The sequence below is a fragment of the Micromonospora sp. CPCC 205739 genome (assembly GCF_036906795.1).
Classification (GTDB): domain Bacteria; phylum Actinomycetota; class Actinomycetes; order Mycobacteriales; family Micromonosporaceae; genus Micromonospora.
The window spans coordinates 278,504-298,953 of the sequence record NZ_JBAKHS010000002.1 but is presented as its reverse complement, the minus strand read 5'-3'; the positions used below and the strand labels follow the sequence as shown (position 1 = coordinate 298,953).

Below are 20,450 nucleotides of genomic sequence, written 5' to 3'. Positions count from 1 at the left end.
CTGCTGTGGATCAGGTGTCGCTGCCGGATGGACGCCGGGTGTGCCCGGCGGGGGACCCGGGCGGCGTCGGGTCAGGCGGCCAGGCCGTCGAGGGTCGGTTGGTGGGCCAGGCCGAGCGCGGTCTCCACCACCGAGACGAACTGCTCGGCGGCCCGGAGCAGGTCGTCGGCCTCCCGGGCGCTCACCACGCGGGGTATCCCCGCCTCGGCGGCGGCCCGCTTGCCGGCGCCGGCGGCGAAGTAGGCGGCCCACTGGTCGAGCTCGGGGGCGACCGTGGAGAGCAGGACCCAGACGCTGGTGATCCGGTGGCGTCGGGTGGGGGCGGGGCGGGCGCGGGCGGCGAGCAGGGCCGCGGCCGCGCGCAGCGCCGCGAGGTGGGCCGCGGCGTAGCGCAGCCCGTCGGGGCGGGTCTGGGCGGCCTCGCTGAGCCCGATCCGGGCCACCGCGAGGAGCTGGGCCGGGGTGCGGTGCGGCAGCACGTGCGCGGGCACCGTCGGTGCCTGGGCCGGGTTGGTCGGCATGACTGTCTCCTCCGCGTGACCGGGGCGGGCGCGACGCGCGACGGAGAGGATCCGTCGGCGGGCGCCCGGAGCGGGTGGTGCGGAGGAAGACGCACCGGATGGGGGGCCGGCCGGGTGTGGACGCTTCCCCACACCACACCCGGCCGGCGGACCGGCGGGTTCGTCGTCCGCCGCCCGGGGGTCGTGGGCGGCGGACGACGATCCTGCCTTGACGGGACCGGGCTCGCGACTGCCCGGAACCCGGTGCGGTCCGCGAAACCGCACCTCTCCCGGGAGCCGGAGCCGCGAAACACCGCTCCCGGGCGTTGGAACGGGCGTACGACTCAATCGAACACTCGTTCTAACTGCTCTGACAGTACACCCTCCCTCCGACGAAAACGCAACGTGTGGCGTCCGGCGTGCCGCCGGCTCCCATCGACCGCGGCCGGGGAGCCGACGCGCCGACCTGCCGACCGGCCCCACCGCGCCGGGGCGTACCGGGAAGAATGGCGACATGCAGCCACACCCGAACGTACGGACGGTGCAGGCGGCGCTCGACGGCGCGGACGCGCGCGACGGCGCGGGCGCGCCCAGCGCGGTCCGCCTGCTGCCCGAGGCGGTCCACACCGCGGCCGCCGCCGCCGCGGCGCTCGGCGTCGACGTCGGCGCCATCGCCAACTCACTGGTCTTCGAGGCCGACGACGCCCCGCTGCTGGTGCTCACCTCCGGCGCGCACCGGGTGGACACCGCCGAGCTGGCCGTCCGGCTCGGGGTCACCCGGCTGCGCCGGGCCACCCCGGAGTTCGTCCGCGAACACACCGGCCAGGTGATCGGCGGGGTCGCCCCGCTGGGCCACCCGCGCCCGCTGCGCACCCTGGTCGACACCGCCCTGCAGGAGTACCCCGAGATCTGGGCGGCCGGCGGGGTGCCGCAGGCGGTCTTCCCCAGCACGTACGCCGACCTGCTGCGGATCACCGCCGGCACCCCGACCGAGGTGGCGTGAGCGAGCCCGCCGGGGCGGCGGCCGGCGACACCGTCCCCGAGCTGGTCACCCTGCACGTGTGGCGGGTCTCCCGGGCCGCGCTGCCCCGGGCGCTGACCCGGATGGCGCTCGACCCGCGCCGGCTGCGCGCCACGCCGGGCGTCCGCTTCGGCAAGCTGCTCGGCACCGGGACCGGCACCGGCTTCGACCCCGGCGACGCCGACCTGACCCGGTGGGCCGCGCTGACCGTCTGGGACTCCCCCGCCGCCGCCGAGGGCTTCGACGCCTCCCCGGTGGGCCGGGCGTGGGCCCGGATCGCCCGGGCGGCCGTCCGGGTCGACCTGCGCCCGGTGAGCAGCCGGGGCGAGTGGTCCGGCCGGCGCCCGTTCGGCGACCCGCCCGGCGGCCGGGTCGACGGGCCGGTGCTGGCGCTGACCCGGGCCCGGCTGCGGCCCCGCCGGGCGGCCACCTTCTGGACGGCGATCCCCCCGGTGGCCGCCGCGCTGCACGCCGCGCCCGGCCTGCTCGCCCGGTTCGGCGTCGGCGAGGCCCCGCTGGGCTGGCAGGGCACGGTCAGCGTGTGGCGCGACCCGACGGACCTCGTGGCGTTCGCGTACCGTCACCCGGAGCACCGCGCCGCGATCAGCCGCACCCCCACCGAGGGGTGGTACGCGGAGGAGCTCTTCGCGCGGTTCGAGGTGCGCGACGTGGTCGGCGACCGGACGGTGCTGGGGTGGGTCGCCGACGGCGACGCGGCAACGGTGAAGGGACACGCATGAGGTTGGTGCGGTGGACGCCGGACGATCTCGTCCGGCGGCTGGACGACGTGGTCACCGTCTACGGGGAGGCGATGAACTACCGCGCCGACCTGCTGGAGGCCCGCCGTGGCTACATCGCCACCCACGTGCGACGGCCCGGCTTCCGCGCCGTCGCCAGCCTCACCACCGACGGCCGCCTGGCCGGCTTCGGGTACGGCTACCTGGGCGCGCCCGGGCAGTGGTGGCACGACCAGGTGCACCGGGCCCTGGACGCGCGGGCCCGCCGGCGCTGGCTGACCGACTGCTTCGAGGTGGTGGAGCTGCACGTCCGGCCGCCCGCGCAGGGACACGGCCTGGGCACCCGGCAGCTGACCGCCCTGCTCACCCTCGCCGAGGGCACCACCACCCTGCTGTCCACCCCGGAGGCCGACGAGCAGACGTCGCGGGCCTGGCGGCTGTACCGGCGCTTCGGCTTCGTCGACGTGCTGCGGCACTTCCACTTCCCCGGCGACGAACGCCCCTTCGGCGTGCTCGGCCGGGACCTGCCGCTGGCCGCCGCCGAGCCGGCCGCCACCGCCGAGTCCGGCCCGGCCGTGCCGTGATCCGACAGCGGGCCCCCTGGGCGTTGCTGGCCGTCCTCGTCCTCGCCCAGATCTGCTACCCCCTCACCACCGGCGAGACCCGGGCCCGGCTGACCGTCGCCACCGTCGTGCTGGGCTACCTGCTCTCGGTCGGCCACGCCCTGCTGCGCCGCGGCCCGCGTACGGCGGGAGCGCTGGTCGCGGTGGCCACCGGCGGCGGCTTCGCGATCGAGGCGCTCGGGGTCGCCACCGGCTTCCCGTTCGGCAGCTACGACTACTCCGGCGAACTCGGCCCGAAGCTGGCCGGGGTGCCGCTGATCATCCCGCTGGCCTGGACCTGGATGGCGTGGCCCGCCTGGCTGGCCGCCGTCCGGCTGACCTCGTCCGGGCCCGGCCGGATCGCGCTGGCCGCCGTCGGGCTGGCCGCCTGGGACCTCTTCCTCGACCCGCAGATGGTGGCCGAGGGCTACTGGGTGTGGCGGGACGCCGACCCGGCCCTGCCCGGGCTGCCCGACATCCCGGTCAGCAACTACCTGGGCTGGCTGCTCTTCGCGGTGCTGCTGATGAGCGCGCTGCGCCCGCTGGCCGGGCCGTCCGTCGCGGTCACCGACTCCCGCGACGACCCGATGTTCGCGCTCTACCTGTGGACGTACTTCTCCAGCGTGCTGGCCCACGCGGTCTTCCTCGACCTGCCCGCCTCGGCGCTCTGGGGCGCGGCCGGCATGGCGGCGGCCGCGGTGCCGCTGGCGGTGACGCTGCTCCGCGCCCGCCGGCACGGCGACGACGGGCGGGCACCCCGCCGGCCGGCGCGTCCCGGCGTCGACGCCACCGCATGAGCGGACGCAGCAGCGGGGAGCGCGCGCGGCAGCCTCACGGCGCCCTCGACCGCCGGGCGGCGACGGCATGACTGCCGCGCTCCTCGGCCTGGTCCTCGCGCTCGCCGCGCTGACCGCGCACACCGCGGTCAACGCGGGCCGGTGGCTGCGCCGCCCCGCCGGCGGGCCGGTCGAGGTCACCGAGGCGGTGGCGGTGCTGCTGCCGCTGCGCGACGAGGCGGCCCGGCTGACCGGCTGCCTGCGGTCGCTGCTCGCCCAGCAGGGGGTGCCACGGCTGCGGATCGTGGTGCTCGATGACGGGTCGACCGACGGCACCGCCGACGTGGTCCGCGCGGTGGCCGGCGACGATCCCCGGGTCACCCTGCTCACCGGGGTCACCCCGCCGCCGGGCTGGCTGGGCAAGCCGCACGCCTGCCACCAGCTCGCCGGCCGGGTCGGCCCGGACGCCACCGCCCTGGTCTTCGTCGACGCCGACGTGGTGCTCACCCCGTACGCCGTCGCGGCGGCGGTCACCGAACTGCGCGCCGCCGGGGCGACGCTGCTGTCGCCGTACCCCCGGATCCTGGTGCGGACGGCGGCCGACCGGCTGGTGCAGCCGCTGCTGCAGTGGTTGTGGCTGACCTTTCTGCCGCTGCGGGCGATGGAACGCTCGCCGCGGCCGTCGCTGGCCGCCGCGGGCGGGCAGTTCCTGGTGGTGGACCGGGCCGCTTACCAGCGGGCCGGCGGGCACGCCGCGGTGGCCGACAAGGTCCTGGAGGACATCGAGCTGGCCCGGGCGGTCAAGCGGTCCGGCGGGCGGATCGCCCTGGCCGACGGCTCCCGGCTGGCCGCCTGCCGGATGTACGAGGACTGGCCGCAGCTGCGCGACGGCTACACCAAGTCGCTCTGGGCCTCCTTCGGCCGCCCGAGCGCGGCGGCGCTCGTGGTGACCCTGCTGCTCCTGCTCTACACCGCGCCCCCGCTGGCCACCGTCGCGGCGCTGGCAGCCGGCGCGCCGACGGTGGCCGCGCTCGCGGCCGCCGGCTACCTGCTCGGGGTCGCCGGGCGGGTGCTCAGCGCCCGGGCCACCGGCGGCCGGGCCTGGCCCGACGCGCTGACACACCCCGTGTCGGTCGTGGTCCTCGGTTGGCTGACCCTGCGGTCGTACCATCTGCGGAAGCGGCGACGTCTGTCCTGGCGGGGCCGCCCGGTCAGCTAGGAGGACGCGGCATGGCGCGGATCGTGGTCGTCGGCGCCGGGGTGGGCGGCCTGGCCGCCGCCGCCCGGCTGGCCGTCACCGGACACGAGGTCACCGTCTTCGAACGGGCCGCCACCGTCGGCGGCAAGCTCGGCCGGTACGCGCACGACACCCCGGCGGGTTCGTTCCACTTCGATACCGGCCCCAGCCTGTTCACCCTGCCCCAGGTCTTTCACGACCTGTTCGAGGCGACCGGGGCCAAGCTCGACGAGTACCTCGACCTGGTGCCGCTGGACCCGATCGTGCGGCACGTCTTCCCCGGCGGCGGGCCGGCGCTGGACTCCTGCGCCGACCCGGCCGAGTTCGCCGCCCGGATCGGCGCGGCCCTCGGCGACCGGGCCGCCGCCGACTGGCAGCGGCTCTGGCGCCGGGCCGCCCGGGTGTGGGAGGCCTCGCACCGCGACATCCTGCGCCGGGCCGTCGGCTCGCCACGCGACCTCGCCGCGCTGGCCTGGCGGCTGGGCGACCTGGCCGCCATCGGTCCCGGCCGCAGCCTGCGCGGGCTGGGCCGGTCGCAGCTGTCCGACCCGCGGCTGCGGATGCTGCTCGACCGGTACGCCACCTACACCGGCGCCGACCCGCGCCGCGCCCCGGCCGCGCTGGTCGCCGTCCCCTACGCCGAACTGACCTTCGGCGGCTGGTACCTGCGCGGCGGGCTGGGCACCCTGGCCGACGCGCTGCTGTCGCGCTGCCTGGACCTCGGCGTGGTCGTGCAGACCGGCGCCACGGTCACCCGGATCGACGCCGCGGGCGGCCGGGTGCACGGGGTACGCCTCGCCGGCGCCACCGCGCCCGTCCCCGCCGACGTGGTGGTGGCCAACACCGACGCGCTCACCCTCTACCGGGACCTGCTGCCCGCCCCGCGCCGGCTGGCCGGGCTGACCGACCGCAGCCTGGCCGGCTTCGTGCTGCTGCTCGGGGTACGCGGCGACTCCGGGCTGGCCCACCACAACGTGTTCTTCCCCCGCGACTACGACGCCGAGTTCGACGCGGTCTTCGGCGACCCGGGGCGGGGCGTACGGGCCCGGCCGGCGGCCGACCCGACCGTCTTCGTCACCGTCGCCGACGACCCGATGGTCCGCCCGGACGGGCACGAGTCGTGGTTCGTGCTGGTCAACGCCGCGCGCCACGGCACCGCCGCCGGGGCGGTGGACTGGCGCCGGCCGGGGCTCGCCGAGGCGTACGCCGACCGGATCCTCGACGTGCTCGCCGAGCGGGGCGTCGACGTCCGCGACCGGCTGGTGTTCCGGGAGGTCCGCACCCCCGCCGATCTGGACGCCGCCACCGGCGCGCCGGGCGGCACGATCTACGGCACGGCGGGCGGGCTGCTGCGCCCGGCCAATCGGGGCCCGGTGCACGGGCTCTGGCTGGTCGGCGGCTCCAGCCACCCGGGCGGCGGCCTGCCGATGGTCACCCTCTCCGCGCAGATCGTCGCCGAGGAGATCGGCCCGGCCTGGTAACGCGCGCCGTCCGAGGCCACCTCTGACGCACGGTTTGCGGCGTGTCGGGGTGTCCGGCGACGGAGTCACCCCGACACGCCGCAAACGGTGTCGATCATGGCGGCCTGTCCGGCCGGGGCGGGGCGGCGAGGGGTCAGCCGGCGTCGATCAGGGCGCGGCGCACGGTCGACAGCAGTTGCCCCAGGCCGAAGCCGGCCAGCAGCACCCAGACGGCGATGGCCATGGTGATGGTGCCGGCGGCCAGGTCCGGGTCGATCAGCCCGGTCAGCCCGGCCAGCAGCAGCCCCACCAGGGCCACGCAGACCCGGGTGGGGCGCTCCCCCACGGTCACCGCGCCGATGTCGCGCATCCCGGCGGCGACCGCGCGGGCCCGGACGTACTCGTGCAGCCAGGACAGCGCACCGCCGGCGACCACCAGCGCGCCCGGCGCGCCGACCAGCCAGAACGCGGTCAGCCAGGCGATCTCACCGAGCCGGTCGGCGACCGAGTCGTAGACGTAGCCGAGCCGGGTGGTCCGGCCGGTGGCCACCGCCACCGCCCCGTCGACGCTGTCCGCCACCGCGGCGAGCAGCACGAACAACGCCCCCAGCAGCGGCCCGTTCACCGACCGTACGGAGAACAGCGGCACGCAGAGACAGAGCAGCACCCCGGCCACGGTCACCGCGGTCGGGCCGACCCGGAGCCGGCCGAGGATGTACCCCACGTGGTAGGCGAAACGCAGCCAGGCCCGGACCACCGGCGCGGCGGCGCGCGGGTCGAAGCCGCCGTGCAGCCGGGCCCAGGCGGTCGCGTAGTCGTCCCACTTCAGCTGTGTGCCCACCATCTCCTCAACCGTCGCGGCGCGGTTCAGGTGTCGGGGTGCGGGCGTTCACACCCGGGCGCCGGCCTGGAGACTGCGCCAGACCTCCCGGGTCGCGGTGGACCGGTTGAGGGTGATGAAGTGGATCCCCGGCACCCCCTCGTCCAGCAGCCGGGCGCACATCTCGCTGGCCTGCTCGATGCCGAGCCGGCGCACCGCCTCCGGATCGTCGGCGACCCGCGCGAACCGTTCGGCGAGGGCGGGCGGGAACGGTGCCCCGGACAGCTGCACGGACCGCTCGATGGTGCCGATCTGGGTCACCGGCATCACGCCGGCCAGGATCGGGGTGTCGCAGCCGGCGGCGGCGACCCGGTCGCGCAGCCGCAGGTAGTCGTCGGCGTCGAAGAACATCTGGGTGATCGCGAACTCCGCGCCGGCCCGGCACTTGCGGACGAAGTGCGCGGTGTCGCTGGCGACGTCGGCGGAACGCGGGTGCTTGTACGGGAAGGCGGCCACGCCGACGCTGAAGTCGCCGGCGTCGCGGACCAGCCGGACCAGTTCCTCGGCGTAGAGCACGCCCTCGGGGTGGCGGACCCACTCCCCACCCGGGTCGCCCGGCGGGTCGCCGCGCACGGCGAGCACGTTGCGCACCCCGACGCCGGCCAGCCGGCCGATGACGTTGCGCAGCTCGGCGACCGAGTGGTTGACCGCGGTCAGGTGGGCCATCGGCAGCAGGGTGGTCTCGGTGGCGATCCGCTCGGTCACCGCCACCGTGGTGTCCCGGGTCGACCCGCCCGCGCCGTAGGTGATGGACACGAACGAGGGCCGCAGCGACTCCAGCTCCCGGATGGCCTGCCAGAGCAGCCGCTCGCCCTCAGCCGTCTTGGGCGGGAAGAACTCGAAGGAGAAGGTCGGCTGCCGGTCACGGATCAACGCCCCGATCGCCGGCTGGGGATTGGGGAGGACGGAGGGAAGACCGAGCGCCACGTCCTGACTCTAGCGGGCACCGGCCCGCGTACCCACGATCTTCCCATCGTGGCATCGACAGCCGTCGGCGTACGGCGGCGGGCCGGTCGGCGCGGCGACGCACGGCGGGTCCGGCCCGCCGTCGTACCCCCGGGGTAGACAGGAACCAGCGCGGGTGGCGCCGGTCGGGGCCGGTGCCCGGGGGCACGCGCGGGGGTCAGCACCGACCGACGGCGCGCCGGTCCCGTCCTGCCGGACGGCCGGCTCGCCGCGCCGACGCCCGACCGGAGGACCGATGACCCCGCCCGACCCCCGCCTGCTCGGGCCGCTGATCGCCCAGCTGCGGCTGGCCCGCGGCTGGAGCCAGCAGCGGCTCGCCGCCGAGCTCTGCGCCGCCTCCGGCGCCCCCACCGTGACTCGGCACGAGATCTCCCGCTGGGAGCGCCAGGCCCGGTTGCCGGGCGACCGCTGGCTGCACCGGCTGGCCCTGGTGCTCGACGCGCCGGCCGGGCTGCTGGTCGAGGCCGCCGGGCGCAGCCGGCACCGCGGCCCGGTGGGCGCGGGCGGATCGCGGTCCCGGTCGGCCCTGCTGGCCCTGGCCCAACGCTGGGTGGCCGACCCGCACGCGCCGCTGCTCGTCGCACCGGCGGTGGTGGACCGCGCCGCCGACGCGGGCGTACCCGGGCGGTCCGAGCCGGGCGGGCCGCCCGGCCCCGGCGAGCTGGCCGAACTGCGCCGGCTCGACGACCTCAGCGGCGGCGCCGACCTGGCCCCGGCCGGGGCGTACCGGCTGCGGCGGGCGGCCCGGGCGCTGGCCGGGGCGGGCCCTGCCGAGCGGCGGCGGCTGCTGCCGGTGCTGGCCGAGACGGCCCAGCTCGCCGGGTGGCTGCACGCCGACGCCGGCGATCCCGCCGCCGGGCTGGACGCCTACCGGCTCGGGCTACGGGCCGCCGCGGCGGCCGGTGACCCGGCGCTCGCCGGGCACGTGCTCGGATCGGCCAGCCACCTGCTGGCCGGGGCCGCCGACCCGGAGGGTGCGCTGCTGCTGGCCCGCACCGCGTACGCGGGGGCCCGCCGCTCGGCCGGTCCCGGGCTGCGGGCGCTGCTGCTGCACCGGGTGGCGCTGGCGGCCGCGCTGGGCGGGCGGACCCGGGCCGCCCGGCAGGCCCTCGACGCGGCGCGACGCGCAGGCGGCGCGATCGAGCCGGCCGCCGAGCCGCCCTGGCTCTACTGGCTCGACGGCGCCGAACTGGCGGCGATGACCGGCCGCACCCTGGTCGCGCTCGGCCGGCCCCGGCCGGCCCTGCCGCTGCTGCGCGCGGCCCGGCGGGCCGGCCGACCTCGCCGGGCCGCGGTCTACGGCGGCTGGCTGGCCCGCGGCCTGCTCCAGCTCGGCGAGGTGGAGCAGGCCTGCGCGGTGGCCGGGGCCGCGCTGTTGGACGCGGTGCGCGCCGGGTCGGCGCGGGCCGCGACCCCGCTGGCCGAGCTGGAGCGCCGGCTGGCCGCGCACGGCGGGGAGCCGGCGGTACGCCGCTACGCCGCGCTGCTCGCCGACGCCCGCGGCTTCCTGCCCCGCGGCCCGGTCACCACCCCCGTCCGGTCGTCGGCGGGGCGGCGGGCCGGGCCGCCGGGCGGGTCGGGTGCGACGCGCCGACCCGGTGGTGGCACGCGGCCAACGCCGACCGGCTAGCGTCGGTACGTGACCCACGCAGCTCCCGTCTCTCCCGTCGACCGCGCCGGCCTGCGTCAGCGCGTCGACAAGGCCCTGGCCGAGTTCCTGGCCAACCAGCGCACCTGGATGACCGGCGTCGACGACGCGTTGGTGCCCGTCGCCGAGGCGATCGAGGCGTTCGTGCTGGGCGGCGGCAAGCGGCTGCGCCCGGCGTTCGCGTACTGGGGGTACCGGGGCGCCGGCGGGGTCGACTCCGACCACGTGGTGACCGCCCTGGCGGCGTTGGAGTTCGTGCAGGCCAGCGCGTTGATCCACGACGACCTGATGGACCGCTCGGACACCCGTCGCGGCGAGCCGGCGGTGCACCGGCGGTTCGCCGCCCGGCACCGCGCGGCCGGCTGGGGCGGCGACCCGGACGGGTTCGGCGACGCCGCGGCGATCCTGCTCGGCGACCTCTGCCTGGTCTGGTCCGACGAGCTGCTGCACTCCGCCGGCCTGGAGCCGGGCACGGTGGCCCGGGCCCGGCCGGTCTTCGACGAGATGCGTACCGAGGTCACCGTCGGGCAGTACCTGGACGTGCTGACCCAGGCCATCGGGGACACCTCGGTGGAGCGGGCCAGCAAGGTGGCCCGGTACAAGTCGGCCAAGTACACGGTCGAGCGGCCGCTGCTGCTCGGCGCCGCGCTGGCCCAGGCGTCGGCGGACGTACGCACGGCGTACTCGGCGTACGGGCTGCCGCTGGGCGAGGCGTTCCAGCTCCGCGACGACGTGCTCGGCGTCTTCGGCGACCCCGCGCAGACCGGCAAGCCGGCCGGGGACGACCTGCGCGAGGGCAAGCGCACCTATCTGGTGGCGGCGGCCGTGGAGGCGACCGACGACGCCGGTCGGGAGTTGCTGCTCGGCCAGCTGGGCGATCCGGAGCTGGACGAGGCCGGGGTGACCCGGCTGCGGGAGCTGATCACCGCCAGCGGGGCGCTGGCCCGCACCGAGCAGCGGATCGTCACCCTCACCGACGCCGCACTGGCCGCCCTCACCACCGTCGACCTCGACACCGAGGCCCGCCAAGCCCTGGTCGACCTGGCCATCGCCGCCACCCGCCGCGCCGACTAACCCCCTCCCTCCCCTCCCCTCCCCTCCCCGGAACCCCGGCGATCATGAAGTTGGCGGCAGTCAGGAGATCCACGACTGCCGCCAACTTCATGATCAACGCGGAGACCCTGGGGGCGGGGGGCGCGGGGGTGCGGGGGTTAGAAGCCGAGGGCTTGGGCGCGGCGTTTGACCTCGCGGGCGTGGTCGCCGCCGAGGGTGGCCGCGGCGGTGCCGCCGGTGAGGGTGTCGTCGGGCTGGTAGAGCCAGCGCATGGCGGCCTCGTCGTCGTAGCCGGCGTCGGCCAGCAGGTTCAGCACGCCGGGCAGGTGCTTGAGCACCGTCTTGTTCGCCACCAGGTCGGCGGGGATCCGGCGGACGCCGTCGCGGCGGACGGCGATCAACTCGCGGTCGCGGATCATCTGGTGGATCTTGCTGATCGGCAGGTCGAGGCGCTCGGCCACGTCGGGCAGGGTCAGCCAGTCGGCCGGGTCGGTCGGGCCGGCGAGCGCGGCGCCGGAAGCCTGGTCGGCGGGTACGGAATCGGTCACCCGACAACCCTGCCACGTCGTCCCGGGCGGGGTGCACCGGCACCCCGGTTGGCCTGCGGAAGCGCGGCGGGACGGATCGGATCGGCCACCGGCTGTAGCATCCTGTTCAACCTTCACCCTCTGGACACATAGACTGCCTGCCGATGGACACACAGGTCGCCGACACGTTGCTGGGCTCGCTGCTCGACGGGCGCTACCGCATTCGCGGGCGCGTCGCGCGCGGCGGCATGGCGACCGTGTACACCGCCACCGACGAGCGCCTGGAGCGCACCGTGGCGGTCAAGATCATTCACCCGACCCAGGCGCCGGAGGCCCGCAGCCGGGCCGCCGGGTTCATGGCGCGGTTCACCGACGAGGCGAAGACGATCGCCCGGCTGACCCACCCGAACGTGGTGGCGGTCTACGACCAGGGCAGCCACGGCGGGCTGCCGTACCTGGTGATGGAGTACGTCCGCGGCCGCACCCTGCGCGACGTGCTGGCCGAGCGGCGCCGGCTCAACCCGGACGAGGCGTTGGCGATCATGGAGCAGATGCTCGCCGCGATCGCCGCCGCGCACCGGGCCGGGCTGGTGCACCGGGACGTGAAGCCGGAGAACGTGCTGGTCGCCGAGGCGCCCACCGGCGGCGTGGCGAACCTCGTCGACAGCGTGGTGAAGGTCGCCGACTTCGGCCTGGCGCGCGCGGTCGAGGCCAGCTCCGAGGAGGAGAACGGCAACCAGCTCATGGCGACCGTCGCGTACGTGGCGCCGGAACTGGTCACCGAGGGGCACGCCGACCCGCGCACCGACGTCTACTCGGCCGGCATCGTGCTGTTCGAGATGCTCACCGGGCGGGTCCCGTACGACGGGGACCGGCCGGTGGACGTGGCCTGGCAGCACGTCGACCGGGACGTACCGGCGCCGTCGACCCTGGTGCCCGCGCTGCCCAAGGCGCTCGACGACCTGGTCGCGCGGGCCACCCGGCGCGACCCCGGCGCACGCCCGACCGACGCCGGCGCCCTGCTGGCCGAGGTGCAGGTGGCCCGGGACGACCTGGGCAACCCGAACACGCACACTGCCGTGCTGCGCCCGGTGGGCGACGAGAACTCGGCGGTGGCCCAGCCGACCATGATCGTGGCGGCGGTCCGCCCGGCCGAGCGGCCCACCTGGGCCCGACTGCCCGACGGTGGCCAGCAGCGGCACCGCCGCCGGGCCGCCCCGGAGCCGGACCTCAAGGCCCGGTTCGCGGCGCTGCGCACGCAGGTGATGGGCAGCCCGCGCGGCCGGCTCTCGGTCGCCGCCGCGGTGGTGGCGCTCGGCCTGCTCGCCGCGATGGGCGGCTGGTGGGTCGGGGTGGGCCGCTACACGGTCGCCCCGGAACTGGTGAGCCTGAGCAAGGCCCAGGCCCAGGCGCAGGCGGACAAGGCCGGCTTCACCCTGGCCTACGCCGAGCCCCGCTACGACGAGCAGACCCCGCGGGACAGCGTCGTGGCGCAGGAGCCGGTCTCGGCTGCCAAGATCCTCAAGGGCGGCACCATCACGCTCACCCTCTCGCTGGGCCCGGAGCGGTTCCCGGTGCCGGACGTCGTGGGCAAGGAGTTCGAGCTGGCCGAGGCGGAGCTGACCGGCGCGAAGCTGGTGGTGGCCAAGGGCACCCCGCGCTACGACGACGACCTGCCGGCCGGGGTGGTGCTGGCGACCGACCCGAAGATCGGCGCCGAGGTCAAGCCGGGCACGAAGATCACCGTCATCCTGAGCAAGGGGCGGGCTCCGATCACGGTGCCGAACCTGCTCGGCAAGAACCTCGCCGAGGCGCGGGCCACGCTGGCCCAGCTCGGCCTGGTGCCGACGGAGACGTACAAGGACTCGGACAAGCCGAAGGACGAGATCCTCGGGCAGAGCCCGGCCAACGGCACCGGGGTCGAGAAGGGCGCCCAGGTCCGGCTCGAGGTCAGCAAGGGCCCGGCCCAGGTGATCATGCCCCGGGTCGTCGACCTGCCGTGTCCGCAGGCCAAGCAGCAACTGGAGAGCCAGGGCTTCCCGGTGACCGTGCAGTTCAACCCGAACGGGATCGTCCGGTTCCAGAACCCGCCGGAGAACTCCCCGGTGCCGCCGGCGACGCCGGTCACGATCGGATGCCTGTGACCAGGCGACCGGTCGGCTCGCACACCCCCACCTCGGGCGGCCTGGCCCGGGCGGCCCTGCCGTACGTCGACGCGGCCGGCTCCGAGGTGGTGCAGGTCTACGTCTCCAACTCGCGCGGCTGGGCACTGCCGGCCGGCGACCCGGCCCAGGACGCGCTCTTCGCCGACGGCTGCGCCGAGCGGGGCGTACCGGTCTTCATCCACGCCTCGCTGCTGGTGAACCTCGGCTCCCCCACCGCAGCGACCGTGCAGCGGTCGGCGGAGACCCTGGCGCACGCGCTGCGCCGGGGGCGGGCGATCGGCGCCCAGGGGGTGGTGTTCCACGCGGGCAGCGCGGTCGACGCCGGGTACGCCGAGACCGCCTTGCGGCAGGTTCGCGAGACGCTGCTGCCGCTGCTGGACGAGGCGGCGGCGGCCGGCGGGCCGATGCTGCTGGTCGAGCCGAGCGCGGGCGGGGGCCGCTCGCTGGCCTCCCGGGTGGAGCAGTTGGGCCCCTACCTGGACGCGGTGGAGCGGCACCCGGGGCTGGGGGTCTGCTTCGACACCTGCCACGCCTGGGCGGCCGGGCACGACCTGGCCGCCGAAGGCGGCATGACGGCGACCCTGGACACCCTGGTGGCGACCGTGGGGGCGGACCGGCTGCGGCTGGTGCACGCCAACGATTCCAAGGACCTGTGCGGTTCCACCCGGGACCGGCACGAGAGCATCGGCAAGGGCAGCATCGGCGAGCCCGCGTTCGCCGAGCTGATGGCCCACCCGGCCACCGCCGGCGTCCCCGTGGTGGTGGAGACCCCCACGGAGAAGCACGAGGGCCACGCCGCCGACATCGCCACCCTCAAACGCCTCCACCCCTGACCCACCCGGCCCCGCCGCCCCACCCCACCCACCCGCACCGCCCGGGTTGATCAAGAAGTTTGCGTCCGCCCGGAGCCGGAACCTGACGCAAACCTCTTGATCAACGCACCGAGCCCCGGGCCCGGGGTGGGCGCGGGGCTCGGGTGCGGGAGCGGGTCAGGCGCGGAGCAGGCGGGTGAGGATCTCCACGGCGCGGTCGATCCCGGCGTCGTCGACGTCCATGTGGGTGACCAGGCGGGCGGTGCGCGGGCCGAGCACCGAGACCAGCAGCCCCTCGGCACGGGCGGCGGCGGCGAGGGCCTTCGCGTCCAGCGGGTGCTTGGTCAGGTCCAGCGGGACCAGGTTCGTCCGGACCGGCGCGGCCAGCACCCCGAACGGGGCCACCGCCTCGGCCAGCCGAGCGGCCTTCGCGTGGTCCTCGGCGAGCCGGGTGACGTGGTGGGCGAGCGCGTACCGGCCGGCGGCGGCGAGGACGCCGACCTGGCGCATGCCCCCGCCCATCCGCTTGCGGAGGAACCGGGCCCGCTCGATCTTCTCGGCGCTGCCGACCACCAGCGAGCCGATCGGCGCGCCGAGCCCCTTGGAGAGGCAGACCGACAGGGTGTCGAAGAGCGCACCGTACCCGGCCAGCGGCACCCCGTCGGCGACGTGGGCGTGCCAGATCCGGGCGCCGTCGCAGTGCAGCGCCAGCCCGTGCTCGTCGGCGACCCGGCGCAGCTCGCGCAGCGTGGCCAGCGGGATCACCCCGCCGCCGCCCCGGTTGTGGGTCTGCTCGACGGCGATCGCCCGGGTCGGCACCGCGAAGTAGCCGTCGGGCCGGACCATGCCGGCGACCATGTCCGGGTCGATGTCCGCGCCGACCGCCGGCCAGGTCCGCGAGGAGATCCCGCCGTACGCGGCGGCGGCGCCGATCTCGTACGTGACCACGTGCGCGTCGGCGTCGCAGAGCAGCTCGTCGCCGGGGGGCACGACGAGCTGCAGGGCGATCTGGTTGGCCATCGAACCGGTCGGGGCGAACAGCGCCGCCTCGTGCCCGAAGAGCGCGGCGACCTCGGCCTCCAGCGCGGCGACGGTCGGGTCCTCGCCGTAGACGTCGTCGCCGACCTCGGCGGTGGCCATCGCCTCCCGCATCCCGGCGGTGGGCCGGGTCACCGTGTCGGACCGTAGATCAACGATCATGTCTTCGCTCGCGACTGCGGGGCTCGCAAGCTCACTCCTCACGCTCGCACCCTCAGCCACGCAGCATCTCCGCCACCAGGAAGGCCAGCTCCAGCGACTGCTGGGTGTTCAGTCGCGGGTCGCAGGCGGTCTCGTACCGATCGGGCAGGTCGAGGTCCTCGATGCCCTGGGCGCCGCCGAGGCACTCGGTGACGTCCTCGCCGGTCAACTCGACGTGCAGGCCGCCCGGGTGGGTGTCCAGGCCGCGGTGCACCTCGAAGTAGCCGAGCACCTCGTCGACGATCCGGTCGAAGTGCCGGGTCTTGTAGCCGTTGGACGACTCGTGGGTGTTGCCGTGCATCGGGTCGCACTGCCAGACGACCTTGGCGCCGGCGGCGGTCACCTTGGCCACGATCGGCGGCAGCGCGTCGCGGACCTTGTGGTTGCCCATCCGGCTGATCAGCGTGAGCCGGCCGGGGACGTTGTCCGGGTTGAGCTTCTCGCAGAGCTCGATGGCCTCGTCCGGGCTGGTGGTCGGGCCGAGCTTCACGCCGATCGGGTTGGCGATGCGGGAGATGAAGTCGATGTGCGCCCCGTCGATCTGCCGGGTCCGCTCGCCGATCCAGAGGAAGTGCCCGGACAGGCCGTACGCCCGGCGGTCGGAGACCCGGGTGAGCGCCCGGTCGTACTCCAGGGCCAGGGCCTCGTGGGAGCAGTAGAGGGTGACGGTGCGCAGCGCCTCGTCCTCGGTCATCCCGCAGGCGCGGATGAAGGCCAGCGCCCGGTCGATCTCCCGGGCGATCGCCTCGTAGCGCTCCCCGGCCGGAGAGTTCTTGACGAAGCCCTTGTTCCAGTCGTGCACGGCGTGCAGGTCGGCCAGCCCGCCGGCCAGGTACGCGCGGAGCATGTTCATCGCGGCGGCCGAGTTCGCGTACGCCCGGATCATGCGCTGCGGGTCGGCGATCCGCGCCTCCGGCGTGGCCTCCAGCGCGTTGATCATGTCGCCGCGGTACGCGGGCAGGCCGCGGGCGTCGGTCGGCAGGGACCGGGGCTTGGTGTACTGGCCGGCGACCCGGGCGACCTTGACCACCGGCAGGGACGCGCCGTAGGTCAGCACGATCGCCATCTGGAGCAGGGTGCGGGCGTTGGCCAGCAGGTGGCTCTCGGTGTTGTCGGCGAAGGTCTCGGCGCAGTCGCCGCCCTGCAGGAGGAAGGCCTTGCCCTCGCAGACCAGCGCGAGGCGCTGCCGGAGCTGGTCGACCTCGTAGGGCGCGACCACCGAGGGAACGACGTCGAGCACCTTGCAGACCTCGGCCACCTGGGCCGGGTCGGGCCAGGGCGGGGTCTGCGCCCGGGGCAGTTCCCGCCAGCGGTCCAGGCCGAGGGCCGCGTCCTCGGCGGAGTCGACGGTGGGTCGGCTGGTCTGCAGCCCGGGGCTGCTCACGGCGGGGTAGCTCAGCTGATGCCACTCATGGCGCATGAGAGAAAGCGTACGGCGACGGCCGGGGCGACCCGCCGTCGAGGGTGACGGTTCCGGCAGATGGGAGGGTCAGGGGCTGACCGACGGCTCCGGGGTGTTCCCGCCGGGCGCTTCGCCCGAGATGCACCAGTCGGCGCCGCTGCGGGTGACGGTGAACAGCAGCGGCCGGGTCAGGTCCCGCGTGCCGACCGAAACGGTCACGGAGGCGCTGACCTCCTGCCCGCGCGGGCCGGAGCGCACGTCGGTGATGGTCGCCTTGGGCACCTCGAAGTGGTCGGCGAAGTCACCGTTCGGGCCGGTGGCCGCCGCGTCGAAGGCCTCCTGCATCGGGGCGCAGAGCTGGCTGCGGCCGGCGGCGACGTCCTTGGCGGTCATCGCGTCGAGGTAGGCCTGCACCCGCTCGCGGGACTTGCTGGCCGCCTCCTCGGCGGGGGCGCGCCCGACGGCGGGGCCGGAGCCCGCGTCGTCGTCCCCGCCGATCCCGCAGCCGAGCAGGGACAGCGGCAGCAGTGCCAGCGCGGCGACGCCGGCGGCGCGGTGCCTCGGGCGCATGGGTCCTCCCCTCGCTGCGGACATCGCAAGATGCCGAGCGGCGAGTCTGTCACATCGACGACGTTGCATAGCACGCCGTCATGCCCATGACCTCGGGCAACATCCTTCACAATTGTGGACGGGCGATGAAGCCGCCGCCCCTGGCAGCGCAGGAGGTGACCCCCATCCTTCCCGTGGCGTCGGTCGACACCGCGTGGCTGCCCTCGGCCGAACGGTTCGACTTCTGGCAGGACCTGGTCGCCCGGGAGTCGGTGCCGGCCCGGATCAGCAGTGACCACGCCGCCGACTTCGCCGCCTCGGCCCACCTGGTCGACCTGGGGGTGGTCCGGCTCGGGGTGTGGCGGTACCCCTCCCTGGAGCTGCACCGCACGCCCCGGATGATCCGCAGCACGGACCCCGAGCTGTACCAGCTCGCCCTGCCGCTGTCCGGGCACGGCGAGCTGGTACAGCAGCGCCGCCAGACGCCGTTCGCGCCCTCCGGCTTCGCCTTCGTCGACACCGTCCGCCCGCACGGGTCGTCGCACCGCCCGGACGGAGCCGCCGTCGGCCCCCTGCATACGGTGACAGCGCTGGTGCCCCACGCGGCGCTGCCGCTACCGGCGCACCGGATCGAGGAGCTGCTCACCACCGAGCTGCCCGCCGACACCGGGATGGGGCTGCTGCTGGCCCGCTTCCTGCGCCAGGTCACCGACCACCCCGAGCAGTACGCGTCGGCGGACGCCGCCCACCTCGACCAGGTGGCGCTGGCCCTGATCGCCGGCACCCTGGCCGACCGGCTCGACGACGCCCGCGCCCTGCCGGTGGACGTCCGGGCCACCGGCCTGCGTACCCGGATCGAGGCGTTCGTGCGGTCGCACCTGGCCGATCCGGAGCTGGACCCCGCCGCGGTGGCCGCGGCGCACCACCTGTCGCTGCGCGCGCTGCACCGGCTCTTCGAGGGCAGCGGCACCACGGTCGCCGGTCTCATCCGCGCCCGCCGCCTGGAGCGCTGCCTGCGCGACCTGGCCGATCCCCGGCTGCGCGACATGGCCGTGCACGAGGTGGCCGCGCGGTGGGGATTCCGCGATCGGGCCCACTTCAGCCGGGCCTTCCGCGCCCGGTACGGGATGTCGCCCCGCGAGCACCGGGAGCGGACCGCACGGCGGTGAGCGCACGCGGGGCGGGGAGGGACCGTGGGTGTCCCTCCCCGCCTTGTGGGTGGTGCGTCGGCGCTCGGCTCAGCCGAGACCGCCCTTGATGGCGCCGATCAGCTCGCCGTTGCCGGTGTCACCGGAGAGCTCCCAGAAGAAGGCGCCACCGAGGCCCTGGTTGTTCGCGTAGGTCATCTTGCCGCCGATGGTGGACGGGGTGTCGTAGCTCCACCAGTTGCTGCCGCACTTGGCGTACGCCGTGCCGGCGATGGTGCCGGTGGCCGGGCAGGTGTTCTTGAGGACCTTGTAGTCCTCGATGCCCGCCTCGTAGGTGCCCGGCGCGGCGCCGGTGGCCGTGCCGCCCGGTGCGGTCTGGGTGACCCCGGTCCAGCCCCGACCGTAGAAGCCGACGCCGAGCAGCAGCTTGCTGGCCGGGATGCCCTTGGCCTTGAGCTTCTGGATCGCGGCGTCGGAGTTGAAGCCCTGCTGCGGGATGCCGGTGTAGGAGTAGAGCGGGGAGTGCGGGGCGGTGGGGCCCTGCGCGTTGAAGGCGCCGAAGTAGTCGTACGTCATCGGCATGATCCAGTTGAGGTACGACGAGGCTCCGGCGTAGTCGGTGGCGTCGATCTTGCCGCCGTTGCTGCCGTCCGCGGTGATCGCGGCGGTGACCAGGGCCGACGAGCCGAACTTCGACCGCAGCGCGCTGACCACGTTCTTGAAGGCGTTCGGGCCGCTGGTGTCGCAGGTGAGACCGCAGGCGTTCGGGTACTCCCAGTCGACGTCGATGCCGTCGAAGACGTCCGCCCAGCGCGGGTCCTCGACGAGGGCGTGGCAGCTGTCGGCGAACGCGGCGGGGTTCTGCGCGGCCTGGGTGAAGCCACCCGACCAGGTCCAGCCGCCGAAGGACCAGATCACCTTGAGGTGCGGGTACATCTTCTTGAGCTTGCGCAGCTGGTTGAAGCTGCCGCGCAGCGGCTGGTCCCAGGTGTCCGCCACACCGTCCACACTGTCGGCCGCGGTGTACGCCTTGTCGTAGTCGGCGTAGCTGTCACCGATGGTGCAGCGCCCGCCGGTGGTGTTGCCGAAGGCGTACAGGATGTGGGTCAGCTTGGCCGCGGACCCGCTGGTGTGGATGTTCTTGACGTGGTAGTTGCGGCCGTAGACGCCCCACTCGGCGAAGTAGCCGACGATCTTCTTGCCCCCGGTCGGCGGGGTGGTGGGCGGCGGGGTGGTCGGCGGCGGCGTCGTCGGCGGAGTGGTGGTGGGCGGCGTCGTGGTCGGCGGCGCGGTGGTGGTCGGCGGCGGCGTGCCGCCCCCGCCGCACGGCGCACCGTTGATGGTGCAGTTCAGCGGCGCCTTGTACGCCCCGGTGCCGTTGTAGCCCCAGCTGAAGCTGGCGCCGGGGGCGAGCGGGCCCGCCCAGCTCTTCTTGACCGCGACGTAGTGGTTGCCGCTGCTGGTGACGTCGGCGTCCCAGGAGCTGCTGATGGTGGTGCCCGCCGGCAGGTCGAACTCGATGCGCCAGGTGTCGACGCCGGCGCTGGAGCCGTTGGCGACGGTCACCCGGGTCTCGTGGCCGGTCCCCCAGTCCTGCGCCTTGGCGAACGTGGCGGTCACGCTGCCGGCGCCGAACGCCGAGGTCACCGGCACCGCAGCGACGGTCAGCGCGACCACGGCGCCGGCCCAGAGGGCGCGGCGGAGCGATCTGTTCATGTGGCACCTCCT

General features: G+C 75.4%; 19 protein-coding genes. 11 read left to right on the top strand and 8 right to left on the bottom strand.

Going from position 1 to position 20,450, the window contains the following annotated elements:
* Window positions 1–71: 71 nt before the first annotated feature.
* Window positions 72–521 (bottom strand): SAV_6107 family HEPN domain-containing protein, encoded by a 450-nt coding sequence (locus V6U88_RS05345; RefSeq protein ID WP_334450359.1) that lies wholly within the window; start codon window positions 519–521, stop codon window positions 72–74.
* A gap of 493 nt (window positions 522–1,014) precedes the next feature.
* Here V6U88_RS05345 and V6U88_RS05340 point away from each other — a divergent pair, with 493 nt between their 5' ends.
* The 6 genes from V6U88_RS05340 to V6U88_RS05315 all read left to right on the top strand — a co-directional run bounded on the left by V6U88_RS05340 (window position 1,015) and on the right by V6U88_RS05315 (window position 6,354).
* On the top strand, window positions 1,015–1,503 hold the full coding sequence (locus V6U88_RS05340) for a YbaK/EbsC family protein (protein ID WP_334450357.1): 489 nt from the start codon (window positions 1,015–1,017) through the stop codon (window positions 1,501–1,503).
* Complete coding sequence (locus V6U88_RS05335) at window positions 1,500–2,261, top strand: monooxygenase (RefSeq protein WP_334450355.1); 762 nt, start codon at window positions 1,500–1,502, stop codon at window positions 2,259–2,261. Before V6U88_RS05340 ends, V6U88_RS05335 begins: the two co-directional genes overlap by 4 nt.
* Entirely contained in the window at window positions 2,258–2,842 is a 585-nt protein-coding gene (locus V6U88_RS05330; RefSeq protein WP_334450353.1) for a GNAT family N-acetyltransferase, read from the top strand. Before V6U88_RS05335 ends, V6U88_RS05330 begins: the two co-directional genes overlap by 4 nt.
* On the top strand, window positions 2,842–3,657 hold the full coding sequence (locus V6U88_RS05325; RefSeq protein ID WP_334450614.1) for a carotenoid biosynthesis protein: 816 nt from the start codon (window positions 2,842–2,844) through the stop codon (window positions 3,655–3,657). The genes V6U88_RS05330 and V6U88_RS05325 overlap by 1 nt, the downstream gene beginning before the upstream one ends.
* Window positions 3,658–3,724: 67 nt before the next feature.
* A complete protein-coding gene (locus tag V6U88_RS05320; RefSeq protein ID WP_334450351.1) occupies window positions 3,725–4,855 on the top strand; it encodes a glycosyltransferase in 1,131 nt (376 codons plus the stop codon).
* An 11-nt stretch (window positions 4,856–4,866) separates the two neighbouring features.
* Entirely contained in the window at window positions 4,867–6,354 is a 1,488-nt protein-coding gene (locus V6U88_RS05315; RefSeq protein WP_334450349.1) for a phytoene desaturase family protein, read from the top strand.
* A gap of 133 nt (window positions 6,355–6,487) precedes the next feature.
* Here V6U88_RS05315 and V6U88_RS05310 read toward each other — a convergent pair whose 3' ends face one another.
* Window positions 6,488–7,177 (bottom strand): CDP-alcohol phosphatidyltransferase family protein, encoded by a 690-nt coding sequence (locus V6U88_RS05310; protein ID WP_334450347.1) that lies wholly within the window; start codon window positions 7,175–7,177, stop codon window positions 6,488–6,490.
* A gap of 45 nt (window positions 7,178–7,222) precedes the next feature.
* The gene (gene metF, locus V6U88_RS05305; RefSeq protein ID WP_334450345.1) at window positions 7,223–8,140 is read right to left on the bottom strand and encodes a methylenetetrahydrofolate reductase [NAD(P)H]; all 918 of its coding nucleotides are present in this window, start codon (window positions 8,138–8,140) and stop codon (window positions 7,223–7,225) included.
* A 274-nt stretch (window positions 8,141–8,414) separates the two neighbouring features.
* Between metF and V6U88_RS05300 the strand changes: the two genes are divergently transcribed.
* Window positions 8,415–9,809: a helix-turn-helix transcriptional regulator gene (locus V6U88_RS05300; RefSeq protein ID WP_334450343.1), complete on the top strand. Its 1,395-nt coding sequence runs from the start codon at window positions 8,415–8,417 to the stop codon at window positions 9,807–9,809.
* Between the two features lie 9 nt (window positions 9,810–9,818).
* Entirely contained in the window at window positions 9,819–10,901 is a 1,083-nt protein-coding gene (locus V6U88_RS05295) for a polyprenyl synthetase family protein (protein ID WP_334450341.1), read from the top strand.
* Between the two features lie 137 nt (window positions 10,902–11,038).
* Here the strand turns inward: V6U88_RS05295 and V6U88_RS05290 are convergent, their stop codons facing one another.
* Entirely contained in the window at window positions 11,039–11,428 is a 390-nt protein-coding gene (locus tag V6U88_RS05290; protein WP_334450339.1) for an Rv2175c family DNA-binding protein, read from the bottom strand.
* A 143-nt stretch (window positions 11,429–11,571) separates the two neighbouring features.
* Here V6U88_RS05290 and pknB point away from each other — a divergent pair, with 143 nt between their 5' ends.
* Together pknB and V6U88_RS05280 are read left to right on the top strand one after the other, a co-directional pair.
* The gene (pknB, locus tag V6U88_RS05285; protein WP_334450337.1) at window positions 11,572–13,551 is read left to right on the top strand and encodes a Stk1 family PASTA domain-containing Ser/Thr kinase; all 1,980 of its coding nucleotides are present in this window, start codon (window positions 11,572–11,574) and stop codon (window positions 13,549–13,551) included.
* Entirely contained in the window at window positions 13,542–14,405 is an 864-nt protein-coding gene (locus V6U88_RS05280; RefSeq protein WP_334450335.1) for a deoxyribonuclease IV, read from the top strand. The genes pknB and V6U88_RS05280 overlap by 10 nt, the downstream gene beginning before the upstream one ends.
* A gap of 156 nt (window positions 14,406–14,561) precedes the next feature.
* Here the strand turns inward: V6U88_RS05280 and V6U88_RS05275 are convergent, their stop codons facing one another.
* The 3 genes from V6U88_RS05275 to V6U88_RS05265 all read right to left on the bottom strand — a co-directional run bounded on the left by V6U88_RS05275 (window position 14,562) and on the right by V6U88_RS05265 (window position 17,595).
* The gene (locus tag V6U88_RS05275) at window positions 14,562–15,581 is read right to left on the bottom strand and encodes a threonine aldolase family protein (RefSeq protein WP_334450612.1); all 1,020 of its coding nucleotides are present in this window, start codon (window positions 15,579–15,581) and stop codon (window positions 14,562–14,564) included.
* 55 nt (window positions 15,582–15,636) lie between these two features.
* The gene (locus V6U88_RS05270) at window positions 15,637–17,043 is read right to left on the bottom strand and encodes a class II 3-deoxy-7-phosphoheptulonate synthase (protein WP_334450333.1); all 1,407 of its coding nucleotides are present in this window, start codon (window positions 17,041–17,043) and stop codon (window positions 15,637–15,639) included.
* Between the two features lie 69 nt (window positions 17,044–17,112).
* On the bottom strand, window positions 17,113–17,595 hold the full coding sequence (locus V6U88_RS05265; RefSeq protein ID WP_334450331.1) for a hypothetical protein: 483 nt from the start codon (window positions 17,593–17,595) through the stop codon (window positions 17,113–17,115).
* An 80-nt stretch (window positions 17,596–17,675) separates the two neighbouring features.
* Between V6U88_RS05265 and V6U88_RS05260 the strand changes: the two genes are divergently transcribed.
* Window positions 17,676–18,743 carry a helix-turn-helix domain-containing protein gene (locus tag V6U88_RS05260; RefSeq protein WP_334450329.1) on the top strand — a complete coding sequence of 356 codons (1,068 nt, stop codon included), beginning with the start codon at window positions 17,676–17,678 and terminating at the stop codon, window positions 18,741–18,743.
* Between the two features lie 69 nt (window positions 18,744–18,812).
* Here the strand turns inward: V6U88_RS05260 and V6U88_RS05255 are convergent, their stop codons facing one another.
* Window positions 18,813–20,438 (bottom strand): glycosyl hydrolase family 18 protein, encoded by a 1,626-nt coding sequence (locus V6U88_RS05255; protein ID WP_334450327.1) that lies wholly within the window; start codon window positions 20,436–20,438, stop codon window positions 18,813–18,815.
* Between the last annotated feature and the right edge of the window lie 12 nt (window positions 20,439–20,450).